This is a genomic window from Enhydrobacter sp. (assembly GCA_025808875.1).
Lineage (GTDB): Bacteria > Pseudomonadota > Alphaproteobacteria > Reyranellales > Reyranellaceae > Reyranella.
In genome coordinates this window covers 920580-936868 of sequence record CP075528.1, presented here as the reverse complement: position 1 = coordinate 936868, position 16289 = coordinate 920580, and the positions used below count along the sequence as shown (strand labels likewise).

At 66.5% G+C, this 16289-nt stretch carries 21 protein-coding genes; 12 read left to right on the top strand and 9 right to left on the bottom strand.

Features of this window, described 5'->3' with window-relative positions:
• Window positions 1-2: 2 nt before the first annotated feature.
• A complete protein-coding gene (locus KIT25_04700; GenBank protein ID UYN96251.1) occupies window positions 3-1577 on the top strand; it encodes a hypothetical protein in 1575 nt (524 codons plus the stop codon).
• Here the strand turns inward: KIT25_04700 and KIT25_04695 are convergent.
• Genes KIT25_04695 through KIT25_04680 form a run of 4 tightly spaced genes read right to left on the bottom strand, consistent with a single transcriptional unit; the run spans window position 1574 to window position 3776 of the window.
• Complete coding sequence (locus KIT25_04695; protein UYN96250.1) at window positions 1574-2044, bottom strand: PaaI family thioesterase; 471 nt, start codon at window positions 2042-2044, stop codon at window positions 1574-1576. The two genes, KIT25_04700 and KIT25_04695, sit on opposite strands and share 4 nt — an antisense overlap.
• Entirely contained in the window at window positions 2041-2478 is a 438-nt protein-coding gene (locus KIT25_04690) for an acyl-CoA thioesterase (GenBank protein ID UYN96249.1), read from the bottom strand. The genes KIT25_04695 and KIT25_04690 overlap by 4 nt, the downstream gene beginning before the upstream one ends.
• Window positions 2479-3324 carry a VOC family protein gene (locus KIT25_04685; protein ID UYN96248.1) on the bottom strand — a complete coding sequence of 282 codons (846 nt, stop codon included), beginning with the start codon at window positions 3322-3324 and terminating at the stop codon, window positions 2479-2481.
• Window positions 3321-3776, bottom strand: a complete 456-nt coding sequence (locus KIT25_04680) for a MaoC family dehydratase (protein UYN96247.1) — start codon at window positions 3774-3776, stop codon at window positions 3321-3323. The genes KIT25_04685 and KIT25_04680 overlap by 4 nt, the downstream gene beginning before the upstream one ends.
• 89 nt (window positions 3777-3865) lie before the next feature.
• On the opposite strand from KIT25_04680, the gene KIT25_04675 reads away from it, so the two are divergent.
• Both KIT25_04675 and KIT25_04670 read left to right on the top strand, forming a co-directional pair.
• Window positions 3866-4300 carry a thioesterase family protein gene (locus tag KIT25_04675; protein UYN96246.1) on the top strand — a complete coding sequence of 145 codons (435 nt, stop codon included), beginning with the start codon at window positions 3866-3868 and terminating at the stop codon, window positions 4298-4300.
• Between the two features lie 306 nt (window positions 4301-4606).
• Window positions 4607-4810, top strand: a complete 204-nt coding sequence (locus KIT25_04670; protein UYN96245.1) for a (2Fe-2S)-binding protein — start codon at window positions 4607-4609, stop codon at window positions 4808-4810.
• Window positions 4811-4814: 4 nt separating this feature from the next.
• Here KIT25_04670 and bfr read toward each other — a convergent pair whose 3' ends face one another.
• Window positions 4815-5300, bottom strand: a complete 486-nt coding sequence (gene bfr / locus KIT25_04665) for a bacterioferritin (GenBank protein UYN96244.1) — start codon at window positions 5298-5300, stop codon at window positions 4815-4817.
• A 171-nt stretch (window positions 5301-5471) separates the two neighbouring features.
• On the opposite strand from bfr, the gene KIT25_04660 reads away from it, so the two are divergent.
• Window positions 5472-6083, top strand: coding sequence for a superoxide dismutase (locus KIT25_04660; protein ID UYN96243.1), 612 nt, complete (start codon window positions 5472-5474; stop codon window positions 6081-6083).
• 27 nt (window positions 6084-6110) lie between these two features.
• On the top strand, window positions 6111-6266 hold the full coding sequence (locus tag KIT25_04655; GenBank protein ID UYN96242.1) for a DUF3309 domain-containing protein: 156 nt from the start codon (window positions 6111-6113) through the stop codon (window positions 6264-6266).
• A 13-nt stretch (window positions 6267-6279) separates the two neighbouring features.
• Here the strand turns inward: KIT25_04655 and KIT25_04650 are convergent, their stop codons facing one another.
• A complete protein-coding gene (locus KIT25_04650) occupies window positions 6280-7350 on the bottom strand; it encodes a lipid A deacylase LpxR family protein (protein UYN96241.1) in 1071 nt (356 codons plus the stop codon).
• Window positions 7351-7406: 56 nt separating this feature from the next.
• A complete protein-coding gene (locus tag KIT25_04645; protein ID UYN96240.1) occupies window positions 7407-8657 on the bottom strand; it encodes an MFS transporter in 1251 nt (416 codons plus the stop codon).
• A 269-nt stretch (window positions 8658-8926) separates the two neighbouring features.
• On the opposite strand from KIT25_04645, the gene KIT25_04640 reads away from it, so the two are divergent.
• The 4 genes from KIT25_04640 to KIT25_04625 are packed head-to-tail and all read left to right on the top strand — an operon-like array spanning window position 8927 to window position 11867.
• Entirely contained in the window at window positions 8927-10726 is a 1800-nt protein-coding gene (locus KIT25_04640; protein ID UYN96239.1) for a radical SAM protein, read from the top strand.
• A gap of 15 nt (window positions 10727-10741) precedes the next feature.
• A complete protein-coding gene (crcB, locus tag KIT25_04635) occupies window positions 10742-11134 on the top strand; it encodes a fluoride efflux transporter CrcB (GenBank protein ID UYN97818.1) in 393 nt (130 codons plus the stop codon).
• Window positions 11131-11511, top strand: coding sequence for a fluoride efflux transporter CrcB (crcB, locus tag KIT25_04630; protein UYN96238.1), 381 nt, complete (start codon window positions 11131-11133; stop codon window positions 11509-11511). Before crcB (KIT25_04635) ends, crcB (KIT25_04630) begins: the two co-directional genes overlap by 4 nt.
• A 14-nt stretch (window positions 11512-11525) precedes the next feature.
• Window positions 11526-11867 carry a DUF190 domain-containing protein gene (locus tag KIT25_04625; GenBank protein UYN96237.1) on the top strand — a complete coding sequence of 114 codons (342 nt, stop codon included), beginning with the start codon at window positions 11526-11528 and terminating at the stop codon, window positions 11865-11867.
• Window positions 11868-11872: 5 nt separating this feature from the next.
• On the opposite strand, the gene KIT25_04620 is transcribed toward KIT25_04625, so the two are convergent.
• Window positions 11873-12751, bottom strand: a complete 879-nt coding sequence (locus tag KIT25_04620; GenBank protein ID UYN96236.1) for a TauD/TfdA family dioxygenase — start codon at window positions 12749-12751, stop codon at window positions 11873-11875.
• A gap of 102 nt (window positions 12752-12853) precedes the next feature.
• Between KIT25_04620 and KIT25_04615 the strand changes: the two genes are divergently transcribed.
• Both KIT25_04615 and KIT25_04610 read left to right on the top strand, forming a co-directional pair.
• Complete coding sequence (locus KIT25_04615; GenBank protein ID UYN96235.1) at window positions 12854-13636, top strand: NAD kinase; 783 nt, start codon at window positions 12854-12856, stop codon at window positions 13634-13636.
• On the top strand, window positions 13633-14724 hold the full coding sequence (locus KIT25_04610) for an AbrB family transcriptional regulator (protein ID UYN96234.1): 1092 nt from the start codon (window positions 13633-13635) through the stop codon (window positions 14722-14724). Before KIT25_04615 ends, KIT25_04610 begins: the two co-directional genes overlap by 4 nt.
• Window positions 14725-14737: 13 nt before the next feature.
• Here KIT25_04610 and KIT25_04605 read toward each other — a convergent pair whose 3' ends face one another.
• Complete coding sequence (locus tag KIT25_04605) at window positions 14738-15553, bottom strand: SDR family oxidoreductase (GenBank protein ID UYN96233.1); 816 nt, start codon at window positions 15551-15553, stop codon at window positions 14738-14740.
• 71 nt (window positions 15554-15624) lie between these two features.
• On the opposite strand from KIT25_04605, the gene KIT25_04600 reads away from it, so the two are divergent.
• Window positions 15625-16251 carry an NAD(P)-binding domain-containing protein gene (locus KIT25_04600; protein ID UYN96232.1) on the top strand — a complete coding sequence of 209 codons (627 nt, stop codon included), beginning with the start codon at window positions 15625-15627 and terminating at the stop codon, window positions 16249-16251.
• Window positions 16252-16289 lie beyond the last annotated feature (38 nt).

Sequence of the window (16289 nt, the reverse complement as noted above, 5' to 3'; positions counted from 1 at the left end):
CCTTGCCGACTACGTCCCGACCGCCTTCCATCTCGTCGCGCATCGAACGCCTCCTGCTGGTGCCGCTGTTCGCTTTGCCCGTGCTGTGGCTGACGGGCCATCTCTTCCCCCCCATCAATCACGACGTCGGCGCCATTCTCGACGTTTCCAGGCGCTGGGTGGAAGGCGACACGCTCTATGTGGACATCATCGACGAGAACCTACCCCTCACGTTCATCGTCCACACTCTGCCCATCTTCACCGCCAAGCTCCTGCCGGGCGGCGTGCCGTTCTGGTTCACGGCCTGGGTGATCGCGGGGATCGCCGCCTCGTTCATCGCCTGCCGGCATCTGGTGCGGCTCGTGCCGTCGGCCGATCATGCGCTAACCGAGGCCCTGTTGCCGCCGGTCCTGTTGTTCCTGTTCACCGTGCTGCCCAACGAGCATTTCGGCCAGCGCGAACACATCATGTTCGTCGCCTCGGCTCCCTACCTGCTGGCCTCGATGGCGCGCGCCGAAGGCGTGGCCATGACGCGGCTGGCAGGCGTGACGATCGGGCTAGTCGCCGGGATCGGGCTGGCGATGAAGCCGCACTTCCTCGCCATCCCGGCCGCCGTCGAGCTCTACCTGCTGACCCGCCGCGGCTGGCGCACGACCTTCACGGACCCCATCCCGTGGGCAATCGGCCTGGTGGCGCTCGCCCATCTCGTGGCGATGTACACGATCTTCTCCGATTTCGGCCTGTTCGTGATGCCACTCGCCGTCGAAGCCTACGCGCCGATCGGCGACGCAGGCTGGCGCGGCGTGCTGACCAGCAACGTCATGGCGCCGACGTTGATCGCGCTGGTGATCTTCGGCCTGTTCGCCGTCTTCCTGACCGGCACGCTCGCCGCCCGTGCGCTGGTCGCCTTCGGAATCGGCGCCGCCGGCGCGGCGATAACACAGGCCAAGGGCTGGCCGTATCACGTCCTGCCGGCGCTCTCCGTCGCGATCCTGCTCGCAGTGTTCACCATCTCACAGACCGTCGACCGGTACCTTCCGCTCAGCCGCAGTCTCCATCGCCTGCCGGTGACGGTGATCTCCGCCACCCTGATGGTGCTGCTCTATTTCCAGGCCGCCCTCTACACGCCACCTTTCTACAAGCAGCGTGAGTACGAGGATTCAACCGGCGGCATCCTGCGCCACATCATCGAGCACAACGCACCCAACCGGACGATCATGGCGCTGTCGCCCGGCATCTACCCGTTCTGGCCGATGATCAACTACGTAGATGGGCGCATGACCATGCGCTTCCTGACCATGTGGGTGCTGCAGGGTATCTACGCCGGCTGCGAAGAGTTCCCCGCGCTCTACAACGCGCCCGACACGATGTCAGACACAGAGAAGTTCGTGTTCGACGCGGTCTCCGAGGATTTCGCCCGCGGCCTGCCAGATCTGCTGCTGGTCGATCAGATCCCGGGAATGCCGCGTTGCCAGGGCCAGTTCTTCGACTATCTCGAATACTTCCAGCAGAACCCGACCTTCGCCGACGCCTTCGAGAACTATGAGCACCTGATGGACTACGACAGATACAAGATCTATCGGCGAAAGAAGAACTAGGGCCGGCGCCAGCCGCTCAGTGCACGGGCACGCGCCGCTTCCGGAATCTTGTCGACGTCGGGCACCTTGAAAACGCCCGTCGAGACCAGGACGATCTCGCCGCCGCACACGAGGTCGCAGCTGGCGAAGCAGAAGTTCAGCGTCCGGCGGGCGATGCGCGCGCTGCCTTCCAGCCATTGCCCGAGACGCGCGCCGCGTACGAATTCGGAGGCGAGCGAAACCGTCGGATGCGGCCACAGGATGCCGGTGGCATAGCCCGAGCCCGCGCCCATCACCATGTCGGCCACCGTCACCAACAGGCCACCGTGCGCCCAGCCCATGGGGTTGCCATGGCGCGGCTCCAGCGGCAGTCCGACGCGCAGCCGATCGCCCTCCGGCTTGCACCAGAGTGGCCCAATCAACCCGACGAAGTCGTCGCGCACGTCGAGCTGGCGGAACCCTTTGGGAATTGGCGACGACGTGGTCATGGGGGCAATCCATTCCTGGAGGCGGCGATAGCGGCGAGCGCGGCGCGCACCGCCGGATCGAACGGCGTGCTGCGATGTGTCTCCTCGTTGAGGGAGACCATGACGACCTTCTGCACCGCCGTGCAATGCCCCTCCGCGTCGAACAGGCCCTGGCCGATCACGACCTTGCGCTCATGCACCTCGACGAGCCGCGCGCAAGCGGTGGCGGTGCCGGGATGGAACATCTGGCGCTTGAAGTCGACCTCGATGCGCCCGATCACCAACCGGAAGCGCGGCAACCCGGAGCGGACGATCTGGCGCAGATAGGAGACGCGCGCGTTCTCCAGCAGCTCGATGAAGGCGCCGTTGTTGATGTGCCCGTTGGCATCGACGTCCGCGAAGCGCAGGCTTTCCGACGTACAAAAGCCGTAGATGCTGCGATTGGCGAGGTCCACTCAGCGCTCCACGAACTCGAGAGTGAGATGTGCCGCCTCGGATGGCGGCACCAGGATGCGGCCGGCGTCGGGGGTGAGGCACGCCACGCCGTTTCGCTTCAGCAGGGCCGCGCAGGCGGTGAGGTTGGCGACGCGCAGGCTGAGCAGCGCGGGATGGTCGCCGGCCCGAACCGGCGTCACGCCGGGATAGCGGACGAGATAGTCGCGGCGGGTCAGGTAGCGCACCGGCTGGGTACCTGTGTCGACCACGAGGCCATCGCCCTCTGACCTCGTCGAGCCCGAACCGAAATATTTCTCCAGCTCGGCCGACCACTTGGCCGGTTGTTCGGCGATCACGGTCACGCCGGCGATGCCGCGCGCGCCGTTCGGGTGCGCCGCCCATTCGGAGCGATAGACGAACCGCGGCGTCAGGTGTTCGCAGACGAAGAAGCCGACCACCGGCATGTTGTTCTTCGGAATGCGGACCGTGCGAAACTGCGCCCGCTCGATCCGGCCGTCGATCTCCACGGCGCGGTCGAAGAACAGGGGCGCATCGGGATCGAGGCCGGCCCGCCTGAACGCCTCGAAGGCCAGGTCGGCGCCGTCGGTCGCCAGCGCCACGTTGGCCAGTCCGCCGCCCTGCTTCAGCCATTCACGGCGCTCGGCGTTGAACGAGGTCGGTTCGACGATGCCGAGGATCTCGAAATAGTCGTTCCCGAAGATCATCAGGTGGTTGGCGGTGCCGAGCTTCCGGTGAAAGCCGCGCGGCTGGACCTGGAAGCCGAGCCGACGATAGGCCGCTTCCGCCGCGTCGATGCCATCGACCATGACGACGACGTGGTCGAGCCCCCTGACCGGCCGCGTCACGCCGGTCTCCGGCGAACCATGTTGATTCCCTTCGTCGTCATCACCGTCTCGCCGTTCTGGTTCGTGACGATCCAGCGTTCGTGGATCACGCCGAGATCCGGCTTGCTGCGCGAGGGTATCTTGTCGGCGCATTCGACCCAGCCGGTCAGCGTGTCGCCCGGCCGCACCGGCTTCAGCCAGCGCAGCTCGTCTAGTCCGGGCGAGCCCAGCGCCGTACGATGATCGACATAGTTGTCGACGAAGAGCCGCATCATCTTGGCGGCGATGTGCCAACCCGAGGCGATGATGCCGCCGAACATCGACCGCCCGGCCGCCTCGCGGTCGATATGGAATTCCTGCGGATCATATCGTCTGGCGAAGTCGACGATCTCCTGCTCGGTGAAGCCGGTCGATCCCAACGGGAATCTCTGACCGATCTCGTAATCTTCCCAGTAACGCGGCGTGTCCTTCATCGCGGCGCACCATGCTTTGGTGGCGCCGCCCTGACAAGACCGCTCCACCGGCGCTGGTGTCGCGCCGCCATGCGGCTACACTCCGCGTCATGTCACGCGACGAGAGACTGCGGGATCGTTCGATCTATCCGCATTGGTGCAGCGATACGGTGCGTTTCTCCGACCAGGACGCCGCGGGCCACATCAACAACGTGGCGCTCTGCGCCTACCTCGAGACAGCTCGCCTCACCTTCATCCGCGACTTGGGCATGATGACCCGGCGCGAGGATGGCGTGCGCGGCATCTCCGCCGGCATGAACGTCAGCTTCCTCGCCGAATCGCATTGGCCCGGCAAGGTCGAACTCGGCACCGGCGTGATGAAGATCGGGACCAGCTCGATCACCGTCGGATCGGCCGCCTTCAAGGACGAACTGTGCATCGTCGCGGCCGAGATGACGGTGGTGCGGCTCAAGGGCAAAGTGCCCCATCCGATCGACGACGAACTGCGGGCGGTGCTCGGCAACTATCGGCTGAAGGGATTCTAGCGTGGCGCGCCTCGTCCTCAGCGCGTCCACCAGGCGAGGACGGCTTTGATGCCGATGGCATCGGCATCGGACGCGATTCGTCCTTGAGTCCACGCAGTCCCCTCCAGTCCTCCGTGTCCACTCATCCACAGTGCGTGCCGGAGCGCGCCTCTGGCCCCCCGAACCGATTGATCCAAAAGGCGAATTCGCAATGGCACCGGTGACGATCACGTCCCCCGCCAAGTCGCTTGACCGCGCTGTGGACGTCCCTTAGTTTGCGTTCTGCGAATAAGTCGCACCTGCATAGAGAAAACACCGCCATTCACCATGTACGTCTGCATCTGCCGAGCCATTCGCGAGCGCGACATCGAGGCCGCCGTCCGGGCAGGCGCCCGCCGCCCGGTCGATGTTTTCCGCGCCTGCGGCCAGAGCGCGCAATGCGGCGGCTGCGCGAGTGAAATGCACCAGCACATCGAGCGCACGATCCGTTCGGAACGTTCGTCGGCCGCGAACCTCGCCGCCGCCGATTGAAGGATCAGTTCGGGTCCTTGCCGTCGCCGATCTGGGTCTGCAGGTAGTTCTGCAGCCCTAGCTTCTGGATCAGCGAGATCTCGGTCTCCAGGAAATCGATGTGCTCCTCGGCATCCTCGAGGATATCGACGACGATCTCGCGGCTGACGAAGTCCTTGGCCGATTCGCAGTGCGCCACAGCTGCGACCAGGGCCGTGCGCGCCGCATTCTCCAGCTTCAGATCGGCATTCAGGCACTCGGGCACGGTTTCGCCGACCGCGAGCTTGCCGAGATCCTGCAGGTTGGGCAGCCCGTCGAGCATGAGGATGCGCTGCATCAGCTTGTCGGCGTGCTTCATCTCGCCGATCGACTCCTCGTAGATCTTCCTGGCCAGCCGCTCGAAGCCCCAGTGCTTCATCATGCGCGCATGAAGGAAGTACTGGTTGATGGCGGTCAGTTCGTTCTTCAGCAGCTTGTTCAGCTCGGCGATGATCTGGGAGTTGCCTTTCACCTCGGGCCTCCTCGTGAGAGTTGCGATGCCAAACTATCCCTCTTCCCGCCGCGATTCTGCTGATAACAGCTCGCATTGGCGATTTTTCCGACAGCAACTCACACTTCGGCAACGCCTTCCCGTGGCGCGCGTTTCACTCCGGGTACGCAACGCGCAACCCGGAGTCGCGCCATGCCGCTGGACAGAGCAAAGCCGCCCTTCATCCTGCCTAAGCTCCCCTATGAAGAAGACGCCCTCGAACCGGTGATTTCGTCCAAGACCATCTCGCTCCACTACGGCAAGCACCATGCCGCCTACGTGACCAAGCTCAACGAGCTGGTCGAGGGCACGCCGTACGAGAGCATGGCCCTGGAAGACGTCGTGATCCGTGCCGCCAAGGATTTGAAGTCCAAGGCGATCTTCAACAACGCGGGCCAGACCTGGAACCACAATTTCTACTGGCTGAGCATGACAGCTGGCCGCGGAGAGCCGACCGGCAGCCTCAAGGACGCGCTCCAGGACGGCTTCGGCGGCGTCAGAGAATTCAAGGAAGCCTTCGCCAAGGCGGCTGTCGCGCAGTTCGGCAGCGGCTGGGCCTGGCTGGTCAGGGGCAAGAACGGCAAGCTCAAGATCACGACGACGTCGAACGCCGACACGCCGATCGCCCACGGCGAAACGCCGCTGCTCACCTGCGACGTCTGGGAGCATGCCTACTATCTCGACTACCAGAACCGGCGGCCCGACCACGTCGAGGCATGGCTCGACAAGCTCGCGAACTGGTCGTTCGCCGAACAGAACCTTTGACGGCAACCCGGACCGGAGGCCCCCGCCATGCTCGGCACCATCCTGCTGATCGTCCTCATCCTGATCCTGATCGGCGCCTTGCCGAGATGGCCCTACAGCAGCGGGTGGGGCTACTACCCGAGCGGCGGCGTCGGGCTGCTGCTGGTCATCCTGATCGTCCTGCTCCTGATGGGCCGGATATGACCGCTGATCGGCATCAGTAGCGGAAGGTCACGTTCACCGAGCCGAACATGGTGTAGCGATCCCTCTCGAAGAATTCCGGCGTGCGCAGCACCTGCGTGTAGGTGACGCGCACGCCGCGAAACAGGACGGCAAGACCGGCCTGGGCCTCGCCGACGAAGGGGCGACGGGAGACGCGCAGGCTGTTGCCGTCCGTGTTGCCGTCGAGAAAGATGTTGCGCGCGACGGCCTCGGCGCCCACGCCGACGAAGAAATACCAGCCGAAGCCGTCGCCGACGAAGCCTTCCGATCCGGGCAGTGCTGGGCGCGCGCGCGCCGGGCCGAAGTCGTTGCGCAGTTCCTTGCCGATGCGCAGCGTTCCGCCGGCGCTGGCATAGGTCGCGACGTTGCCGAGCGCGGCGCCGATGCGCGGGACGAAATCGTATTCGAGCCTGGGCAATTCAAGCAGTACGGCGCGGCCGGTCCGCCAGCGCCGCTCGAAAGTGAGCCCGATCGTCGGTTCGTTGTGAAGCTGGTTGGCCCAGCCGAAGCTGCGTTCGACGCCGATCAGGGCGTGGAAGTTGTTCTGCACGAACTCGCCACCGGCCGCCGGCCCGATGACGCCGAGATCGAGCTGGAGCGTGTCGAGCCGCACCGGCTCCTCCTCGCCACTCGCGTTGGTCCGCTTGTAGGTGTTCTGTAGCGCGATGCTGGCATAGAGCCAGGCCGCATAGGGCCGATCGTCGGTGATCGGATAGGACACGGTCGTATCCTCGGGCGTGTAGAGATTCTGCCCGAACGAGATGCCGATGCGCCGGGTCACCGACGTCACCGGATCCTCGCCGAAGAACGTCGGCACGGTAGTCAGGCGAACGATGCCCTCCGGCAGGTCGGTCAGCGGCGGCGAAAGCCAGCCGAAGCGCACACCGCTGGTATAATCGCGGTCGGATCGCCCGAAGCGATTGAAGACGTCGTTCTCGATCTGCAGGGTGAAGATATTGCGCAACTCGTCGGGAGCGGGCGCCGCATCGTAGGGAAGCTGCTGCGCCCTCGAGCCAACGCCGGCAATGGCCATGGCGGCGAGGGCCAGGGCAAGGGTTCTTGACACGCCGACGGACATTCGTCAGGCAACGCGCGGCGCCCGTGAAAGTTGCGGCCGCCGCCTCAACGCGCGTTCGAAGCCGCCTCGCGATTCCACAAGTCGCGGCGCCAATGGACCGCTATCAGCAGCGTGAAGACCAGGCCGGCCACGCTGTAGAGCGACGCCGTCGGCGCAAAGCCCCAGCCCTCGATCAGCGGCCCCGACAGCAGCAGGCCGAGCGGCAATCCGTAGACGGCGAGCATGCGCACGCCCATCACCCGGCCGCGCAGCGCCGGATCGGAACGGCGCAGTAGCAGCACGGCCATCGGCACCATGCAGAAACTCTGGACGAATCCCGTCACGAACAACACCACCGCGCCGGCGATCGGCGTGCTCATCCAGGCGAAGACGAGGTTGAGCGCGAACCAGATCAGGGCTGCCGCCAGCATGGTGCGGGCCGGGCGGACCCATGCGCCATGGGTCGACAGCGCGATCGACCCCAGAAGGGCGCCGCCGGCGAAGCTCGCGAGAAGCCAGCCGAGCCCGGTCTGTTCGAGACCGTAGATATCCCGTGCCACATGCGCCAGCATCGACCCGACCAGCGGATAGGCCGCGAGGTTCATCAGGAACGCCAGGAGCATCGCCGCCCGCAGCTCGGGCCGCGCCCAGATGTAGGCGAATCCTTCCCCAAGCGATGCCAGCGTCGACACGGCTGCGGGCTCGATCGCCGTCGTCCGCACGCGTCTGGTGCCGACGTTGAAGGTCAGCAACAGGCTCACCGCGTAGACGGCACTCACCGCCACATAGGCGATGCCCGACCCGAGCGTGGCCATCAGGGTGGCGCCGCTCAGCGCACCCACGACACGCGCCGAGTCCGCCGTGGTGCGCGACACACCCATCGCCCGCATCAGGAGATCGCCCGGCATGGTCTCGCCGACCAGCAGGTTGCGCAGCGTGATGTCGGAAGGGCGAACCAGCCCGACGATGGTTGCGAGCACGAAGATGACGGCCGGGCTTGCCGCATCGGCGAGAAAGAGCGTCATCAGCAGCAGAGCCGCCGCCAGGTAGACGCCGCGCATGAGGCAGAGCACGGCGCGGTTGCCGATGCGGTCGCCGGCCATGCCGAAGAAGGGCGAGATCAGCGTCCCGAGGAACTGCAGCGAGCCGAAGACCGCGAGCGCCAGCACCGATTCCGTCGATACTAGGACGAACCAGCCCAGGATGACGGCTTCCATCTCGAAGGCCCATGAGGCCAACAGGTCGGACGGCCACTGGTAGCGGAAGCTGCGGATGCCAAAAGGCGCCAGCGCCGGCAGGCGCACATCGAAAGCCACGTCTTGTTGGTTTCCTCTTTTGTCCGAAACTGGCCGATAAGGTGTTGTCGGACAACGAACTCTTCTTCATACCACCTTATACGGAACGGGCGGCCGATGCCTTGAACCATACATTTAGTGTGGGTTTGTGAATAGGCCGCGCGGAGCGCTTGCCTCGACAAGCGTCACAGAGCAGGGTGGGGAATGGGGAAAAACCGTCAAGTGACCGGCCCGCAGCGGGGCTGCACGCGGATTTGCCTACGAGTTTCAGTCCGCGAAGGGCGGTAACGTTGAACAGCCAGACGATCTTTCAGCTCGTGCTGATCAAGCCGACGCACTACGACGACGACGGCTATCCGATCACGTGGCTGCAGTCCCACATTCCGTCCAACACGCTCGCGGCGCTCTACGGCCTCGGCGAGGATTGCCGTCGCCGGCAGGCCCTCGGCCCGGACGTCGACATCGTCATCAAGCCGTTCGACGAGACCAATACGCGCGTGCGCGTCGACCGCATCGTCGCCGACGTCCGTCGCGCGGGCGGCAAGGCCCTGATCTGCCTGGTGGGCGTGCAGAGCAACCAGTTCCCGCGCGCCGTCGACCTGGCGCGCCAGTTCATCAAGGCCGGCCTGCCGGTGGCGATGGGCGGCTTCCACGCCGCCGGCTCGCTGTCGATGCTGCCGGGCACGCCGCCCGAGATCCAGGCAGCGATGGACATGGGCGTGTCGATCTTCGCCGGCGAGGCCGAGGAAGGCCGGCTCGACATCGTCATGCGCGATGCCTGGAATGGCACGCTGAAGCCGCTCTATCGCTACACCGACGACCTGCCCGGTCTCGAGGGCGCGCCGACGCCCACCCTTCCCCCCTCGGCGCTGGCGCGCAACGAAGGCCGCAAGTCGAGCTTCGACCTCGGCCGCGGCTGCCCGTTCCAGTGCTCGTTCTGCACCATCATCAACGTGCAAGGCCGCAAGAGCCGCTTCCGCACGCCCGACGATCTCGAGGCGATCGTGCGCGAGAACTACGGGCAGGGCATCACGTCGTTTTTCATCACCGACGACAACATGGCCCGCAACAAGCACTGGGAGGCCTTCTTCGACCGCCTGATCGAACTCAAGGAGAACGAGGGCATCGAGGTGTCGCTGATCATTCAGGTCGACACCCAATGCCATCGCATCCCGAACTTCATCGCCAAGGCGCGCTGGGCGGGCGTCTACCGCGTGTTCATCGGCCTGGAGAACATCAATCCGGACAATCTGCTGGCGGCCAAGAAGCGCCAGAACAAGATCACCGAATACCGTAAGATGCTGCAGGCTTGGCACAATTCGGGGGCCTCGACCTGGGCGGGCTACATCCTGGGCTTCCCGGGCGACACGCGCGAGTCGATCCTGCGCGACATGGAGATCATCAAGAAGGAGCTGCCGCTCGACATTCTCGAGCTCTTCATGCTGACGCCGCTGCCGGGCTCCGAAGACCATCAGAAGCTCTGGAAGCAGGGGGTGTGGATGGATCCCGACCTCAACAAGTACGACCTGCATCATCGAGTGGTCCATCACCCGCGGATGAGCGACGAGGAATACGACCAGACCTATCGCGACGCCTGGCGCACCTACTATACGCCCGAGCACATCGAGACTGTGGCGCGGCGCCACGGCGCCATCCCCGGCCGCAACCCGGCCGAGCCGGCGCACTTCATGACCATGTTCAAGATCATGTTCGAGGCCGAGGGCATCCATCCCCTGGAAGGCGGCGTCCTGCGCCTGAAGTTTCGGCGCGACCGCCGGTACGGCATGCCGATCGAACCGTGGGGCGTGTTCCATCTCAAGCTGGCGGCCGAGAGCTGGCGGAAGATCACGATCTACGCGCGGCTCGCCTGGCAGGGCTGGCGCATCGGCCGCAAGGTCAGGAACGATCCCCGGCGGCAGGAGTACACGGATCTCGCCCTGTCGCCGGTCGTCGAAGACGATCTCGACAAGCTCGCGCTGTTCGCAGAGACCGCGGGCGGCGGCGCGGCTGTCGACAAGAAGCGCGGCGAGGATGTCGCCCGCGCCCGCGTCGCAGCGGCGCAAAACCAGCGGCTCGCCGCCGCCGAGTAGCGTCCGCCCTTGGCTCTGCCGGACCTGTTGATCGGCGCCCTGCTCGTCTCCATGGGCGCGGCGATCGGCACGCCGGCGCGGTTCTTCGTTACTGGCGTCGTCTCCCGCCGCGTCGGCGAGACCTTCCCGTGGGGCACGCTGGTCGTGAACGTGACCGGCTGTGCCGCGATGGGCGTAGCCGCCGCCTTCGCCCATCGCCATGGCGTGTCCGACCATTCGCGCCTTTGGCTTCTCGGGGCGGTCGGCTTCCTCGGCAGCTACACCACGGTGTCGTCCTTCGCCTTACAGACGTTGGCGCTGGTGCGCGACGGCGAGCGCGGCGCGACCTTGCGCTACATCGCGGGCTCTTGCGTCCTCTGCCTCGCCGCTGTCGCCGGCGGCTTCGTGGCGGGGGGAGGCGTGCGATGATGTATGTCTCGGTCGCGCTCGGAGGCGTGCTGGGCAGCCTGTTGCGCTGGCTGATCGCCCTTGCCCTGCCGGCCGACGACGGATTGCCGTGGGGCACGCTTCTCGCCAACGCCACCGGCTGCCTCGTCATCGGCTTCTACAGCACCCTGACCGGTCCCGACGGGCGGCTGTTCGTCGGGCCGCGCGTGCGGCAGTTCGTGTTGACCGGCTTTTGCGGCGGCTACACGACCTTCTCTGCGTTCAGCCTGGAGATCTTCACGCTGTGGACGGCGGGCGACGCCGGACGCGCCCTGATCTATCTTGCGTCCTCGCTGGCAAGCTGGCTGGCCGCGGTGTGGCTGGGCGACCTGCTGGCGCAGCGCCTCAACTCACTCTAGGGAGCGCTTTTAAGATGAAGAGTCCTAAGCCGGCGCGTCGGCTCCGCGTCCTGATCAGCGAGGCGGCGCGCCACGACGGCGCGCCGCTCTACGAGGCGATCGTGCTCAAGGCGCGCGAGATGGGGCTGGCCGGTGCGACCGTGACACGGGCCGCTCTCGGCTACGGCCATTCGGGCCATCTGCGCACCTCCAAGATCCTGCGACTCTCCGACGATCTTCCGCTGATCGTGGAGATCATCGACACCGAGGAAAAGGTCGATGCCTTCCTGCCGGTACTCGACGGCATGATGGGAACCGGTCTGGTGACGTTGGAAGCGATCGAGGCGATGGTCTATCGCGACGCACCCGCTTCGTGACGGCGTCAGTGAACCGTCGGCGGCGGGCGGACCTCGTCCAGGCCGTCGGCCTCGGTCGCCGAGATGGTGGTGCGCACCATGGTCCGCTCCTGAGCATAGTCCCATGGCCGCCCGCGATGCAGCATGGCGCGGTTGTCCCACATCACCGCGTCACCCTGGCGCCATTGGTGGCTGTATACGAACTCGCGCCGCGTTGCCTCGTCGAGCAGCTGGGCAAGCAGCTGACGCGCATCGCGGTCGTCCATGCCGTCGATGGCGTAGGCGTGGCTCGCCACGTACAGCGCCCGCCGGTCGTTCGCCGGATTGCGCCAGTTGAGCCGCCAGCGCACCGGCGGCAGCGCCTTGCGCTCGATCTGGGTCGCGAGGTCGGGATGGATCTGGTCGCGGCTGTTGGCATAGGAGTGGGTCGCCACGGCGTCGCGCAGCCGCGTCTGCAGGTCCGACGGCAGGCGGTCCCACGCCAGCCGCGTCGAGGTGAACTCGGTCTCGCCGCCGCCGCCCGGCAGTACGCGCGCCGTCAGCACCGAAGCGAGCGCCGGCGTCTTCTTGAACGAAGAATCAGTGTGCCAGAGCGCATTGGCCTTGGCGACCAGGACCTGGCGATGGTCCGGCGGCACGATCCTGCCGTCCTGGAGGTTGGTCAGGCGGGAATAGAAGGTGTTCTGACCGAGCGAGGACACCTTGGTCAGTTCGAGCGGACCGAAGGCCCGCGAGTAGGCGACCTGGACGTCGTCGGCGATCTTCTGGTCGCGGAACACCAGGAGCGAGTGCTCCTCGAACGCCGCGCGCACGGCTTCGTAGGCCTGCGCATCGGTGGCGACGTCGATCAGGTCGATGCCCTTGACCTCGACGCCGAAGCCCGGTCCCAGCGGAACCAGTTCCATCGCGTTCCTCCTCGCGGCTGTTCCTGGTCGGGGATTTTATCGCAAGGGGCGCACGGGGGGCTATAGTGCGATTCCTGCATCCGACGCATCGCTGACCTTCCGATGGCTTCCCCCTCGTCCTCCGCTCCGTGCCTGGCCTTCGTGGCGGCCGCGACTCCGACCGCCCGCGCGGCCCGGGTCGCGCTGGAACGACGCTACGGCGCCGTCACGCCGGCCGAAGCCGACATCGTCATCGCGCTGGGCGGCGACGGCCTGATGCTGCACACGCTGCACCGGAACATGCGTCGCAAGACCCCGATCTACGGAATGAATCTCGGCACGGTGGGTTTCCTGCTCAACACCTACAAGCCGGTGGGCTTGCTGCGCCGCCTCAAGAAGGCACGCGAGGTGTCCCTGACGCCGCTGCTGATGCGGGCGGTCGACACGCGGGGGCGCGTGCACGAGGCGATGGCCATCAACGAGGTCTCCCTGCTGCGCTCGAGCCGCCAGACCGCGCGCATCGCCGTCGCCGTCGACGGTCGCATGCGCCTGCCGGACCTGCATTGCGACGGCGCCATGGTCGCCACGCCCGCCGGCTCGACGGCCTACAACCTTTCCGCCCACGGCCCCATCCTGCCGCTGGGCGCCGGCCTGCTGGCGCTGACTCCGATCAACGCCTTCCGGCCGCGGCGCTGGCGCGGGGCGCTGCTGCCGCACAGTTCGAAGGTCGAGTTCACCGTTCTCGACTCGCGCAAGCGTCCGGTGGCCGCCGCCGCCGACTTCGTCGAGATCGCCAACGTCGCCAGGGTCACGGTCACCGAGGCCGTCGGTCGTGAGCTCACCCTGCTGTTCGATCCCGAGCACGACCTCGAGGAGCGCATTTTGAAGGAGCAGTTCGCTCCTTGACGGCCAGGGACATCCCCTTCAAGCCCGAGCGCAAGCACTTCATCGGCCACGACGGCTACAGTCCGGTCGCCCTCGCGCTCGTCGTCGGCACTGTCGGCGGCTTCGTGTTCGACTGGCTGCGCATGCCGCTCGCCTGGATGCTGGGCGCCTGCCTGTTCTGCACCGTCGCCGCCTTCTCCGGGTTGCGCATCGGCATGCGGGTGCGGATGCGCCAGGGCATGATCATCGTCCTGGGCGTGTTGCTGGGCTCGGGCTTCACGCCCGACCTCGTCGAGCGGCTCGGCCAGTGGGCGGTCAGCCTCTGCGTGCTGGCGGCGATGACCGTGACGGGCGCCACGCTGTGCTATTTCTGGTTGCGGCGGTTCACCAACTGGAACAAGCCGACCTGCTACTTCGCCGCCATGCCGGGCGGGTTGAACGACATGACCATCCTGGGCGGTGCCATGGGCGGCGAGGAGCGCGCCATCGCGCTCGCCCATGCACTGCGCATCCTGACCGTCGTGCTGACCATCCCGATCTGGTACCGGCTGGTCAACGGCGCGCAGACCAGCGTTCTGTCGATGGTCCACGGCCCGACCGGCAACGACTGGAAGGACTATGCCGTCCTGATCGGCTGCGGAGCCGTGGGTGCCGCGCTGGGCCACCTGTTGCGCCTGCCCGCCGCATTCATGATGGGGCCGATGATCGTCAGCGCCATCGCCCACCTCGCCGGCCTCACCTCGTCCAAACCGCCGGGCGAACTGGTCGCCGCCGCCCAGGTCGTGGTCGGTGCCGCCGTCGGCTGCCGCTTCGTCGGAGCGGCGATCAACAGACTGCACCGCGAGATGGCGGCCTCCATCGGCGCCGCGCTGATCCTGATCGGCTGCGCCGTCGTCTTCGCCCAGGTCACGCGCGCGCTGACCGGCCTCGACCTCGACGCCACGGTACTTTCCTACGCTCCCGGCGGCTTCGCCGAGATGAGCCTGATCGGCCTCGCACTCGGCGTCGAGATCGCCATGGTGGCGACGCATCACCTGTCGCGGCTGTTCCTGATCCTGATGACCAGCCCCGTCGTCTTCCGCCTGTGGCGAAGCCGAGGCACGATCTAGCGCGGAGGGCGATCTACGCCCGCACGGTGATGCCGCCGTCGACCACCAGCAAGTGGCCGTTGACGTAGGCCGCCTCGTCCGAGGCGAGGAACAGCGCGGCATTCGCGGTGTCCCAGCCGGTGCCCATCCTGCCGGTCGGCGAGGCGCGGTTACGGATGGCGATCATCTTGTCGTAGGCCTGTTTGTGGTCCTTCTCGCCTTTGGCGTACTCCTCGGCGAGGAAGTCGATCATCGGCGTGTGCATCAGGCCGGGCAGGATGGCGTTGCAGCGGATGCCCTTGTCCGCGTACTCCGACGCGATCGCCATGGTGAGCGAGTTCACGGCGCCCTTGCTCGCGTTGTAGGCGACGTAGCTGATGCCCTTCGGCACCCGGATCGAGGCGATCGAGCTCACGTTCACGATCGCGCCCTTCTTCTGCTTCTCCATGACCGGCAGCACGTGCTTGGCGGTGAGGAAGAAGCTCGTGACGTTGACGTCGAACACACGGTGCCATTCCTCCTCGCTGAGCGCGACCGGCCCGCCGGTCGAGCCGATGCCGACGTTGTTGTCGAGGATGTCGACACGACCCCATTTGGCCAGGCAGGCATCGACCATCGCCTTGACCTGGGCATTGTTGGAGGCGTCGCACTCGTGACCCACGGCCTCGCCGCCGTCCTTGGCGATCAGGCCGACCGTCTCCTCGGCGGCCGCACGCTTGCGGTCGACGCAGAAAACCCGCGCACCCTCACGGGCGAACGTAACCGCGGTGCACTTGCCGTTGCCCCAGCCCGGCCCGCTCGAGCCCGCGCCGACGACGATCGCCACCCTATCCTTCAGCCTGCCGGCCATGAGTTCCGCTCCCTTGCCACCACTTCCGTGACCGCCGACAGTAGCATGGCGCGTTCGGGCAGGAGCCGATCATGAGAATTGCAGTCATCGGTGCGGGCAACGTCGGCAAGGCGCTGGCGGACCGCTTCGCCAAGGCCGGGGAGGAGGTCGTCTACGGCGTGCGCGATCCGGCGGCCGCCAAGCACGCGCCGCTGACACATCCGCGCCTGGGCGTGCGGGACGCGGCGGCCGGCGCCGATTGCGTGGTGCTCGCGACACCCTGGTCCGCCGCCGAAGGCGCCTGCAAGGCCATGGCGCCCCTGCACGGCAAGATCGTGATCGATTGCACCAATCCGCTCGCCATGGGACCGGCCGGGCTTGGACTTGCCGTTGGCCACACCATTTCTGGCGGCGAGCTGGTGGCCGGCTGGTGCGTTGGTGCCTCGGTGTTCAAGGCCTTCAACAGCGTCGGGTTCGAGGTGATGAAAGCGCCGGAGCTCTTGGAGCTCCGACCTGTCATGTTCGTCGCCGGCGACGACGAAGCGAGAAAACCGCAGGTACTGGCACTTGTCGGCGCGACCGGGTTCGAGGCCATCGATGCCGGCCCGCTGCGCAACGCCCGTCTGCTCGAGCCGCTGGCCATGCTGTGGATCGACCAGGCGATCATCCGGCGCCGCGGCCGCGACTTCGCCTTCGCGCTCGCCCGCCCCAAACGATAGACGGCCGGACTGCCACTCGTCGACCTGACTGCCCGCCG

Coding starts and splice junctions, on each gene's coding strand:
- KIT25_04695 (UYN96250.1), bottom strand. CDS start 2,044: ATGACCACGTCGTCGCCAATTCCCAAAGGGTTCCGCCAGCTCGACGTG.
- KIT25_04680 (UYN96247.1), bottom strand. CDS start 3,776: ATGAAGGACACGCCGCGTTACTGGGAAGATTACGAGATCGGTCAGAGA.
- KIT25_04675 (UYN96246.1), top strand. CDS start 3,866: ATGTCACGCGACGAGAGACTGCGGGATCGTTCGATCTATCCGCATTGG.
- KIT25_04670 (UYN96245.1), top strand. CDS start 4,607: ATGTACGTCTGCATCTGCCGAGCCATTCGCGAGCGCGACATCGAGGCC.
- KIT25_04660 (UYN96243.1), top strand. CDS start 5,472: ATGCCGCTGGACAGAGCAAAGCCGCCCTTCATCCTGCCTAAGCTCCCC.
- KIT25_04655 (UYN96242.1), top strand. CDS start 6,111: ATGCTCGGCACCATCCTGCTGATCGTCCTCATCCTGATCCTGATCGGC.
- crcB (UYN96238.1), top strand. CDS start 11,131: ATGATGTATGTCTCGGTCGCGCTCGGAGGCGTGCTGGGCAGCCTGTTG.
- KIT25_04625 (UYN96237.1), top strand. CDS start 11,526: ATGAAGAGTCCTAAGCCGGCGCGTCGGCTCCGCGTCCTGATCAGCGAG.
- KIT25_04620 (UYN96236.1), bottom strand. CDS start 12,751: ATGGAACTGGTTCCGCTGGGACCGGGCTTCGGCGTCGAGGTCAAGGGC.
- KIT25_04615 (UYN96235.1), top strand. CDS start 12,854: ATGGCTTCCCCCTCGTCCTCCGCTCCGTGCCTGGCCTTCGTGGCGGCC.
- KIT25_04605 (UYN96233.1), bottom strand. CDS start 15,553: ATGGCCGGCAGGCTGAAGGATAGGGTGGCGATCGTCGTCGGCGCGGGC.
- KIT25_04600 (UYN96232.1), top strand. CDS start 15,625: ATGAGAATTGCAGTCATCGGTGCGGGCAACGTCGGCAAGGCGCTGGCG.